The sequence below is a fragment of the Chitinophaga sp. 05T412 genome (assembly GCF_056396465.1).
On sequence record NZ_JBFTLN010000058.1, the window covers coordinates 1 to 850 of the forward strand.

Sequence of the window (850 nt, forward strand, 5' to 3'; positions counted from 1 at the left end):
GACTACGACGTTGATAGGTTACAGGTGTAAGGGTGGTAACATCGCAGCCGAGTAATACTAATTGCCCGTAAGCTTTAATTTTTTAAATATTACGCTAAAGAGTTTTGAATACAACTTTCCCGATATGTTATCTTATTAGTTTGCTGTAACAGCAAAAAAGATCTTATGGTGGTTTTGCCGAGGGTGTTCACCTCTTCCCATTCCGAACAGAGAAGTTAAGCCCCTCATGGCCGATGGTACTGCACAATCATGCGGGAGAGTAGGTAGCTGCCATACTTATTAAGAAAAGTCCTGGTGACATGCCAGGACTTTTTCTTTTCTTTCTCTATAAAAGAAAGGGGATCGTTCAGATCTGTCGGAAATACACTCAACAGTAGGTTGAATAAATTGAAATAAGGTTAAATAGTTTTGTTGCGAATGATAAAGATTATATCTTTGACATCCGCTCCAAAAATCTAATGTTCTTTGTAAAATAATGGGTTGGTTATCAAAGTGTTAATGTGCATTTCTCAATAGACAAGTCATTGATACTAAGATAATTAAAGATGTAAAAAACTTTAAAAAAGTTTTGGTGGTTAAATAAAAGATCACTACCTTTGCAACCCCAACGCAAACGACGCGAAAAAGTTCTTCTAAAAATAACAGGATGTTTGACTAAAGAGTCACGGAGATCGGATCTCACACATCATCTAGCGGTTAGCAATAACCGATAAGTTCTTTGAAAGATTGGAAACAACAGCACGATTTGAAATAGTGATATTTTGAATCAAACAGGTAATGTACAGCTATACATAATTAAAATGATCCGATTGATTTCGAGAGAAATTAGTCAGTATCAAAACTTCTTTAC

Annotated in this window: 1 rRNA gene; it reads left to right on the forward strand. The window is 35.6% G+C overall.

Features of this window, described 5'->3' with window-relative positions:
* Window positions 1-164: 164 nt before the first annotated feature.
* A 5S ribosomal RNA gene (gene rrf / locus AC1DFM_RS34645) occupies window positions 165-276 on the forward strand.
* Window positions 277-850: the final 574 nt, after the last annotated feature.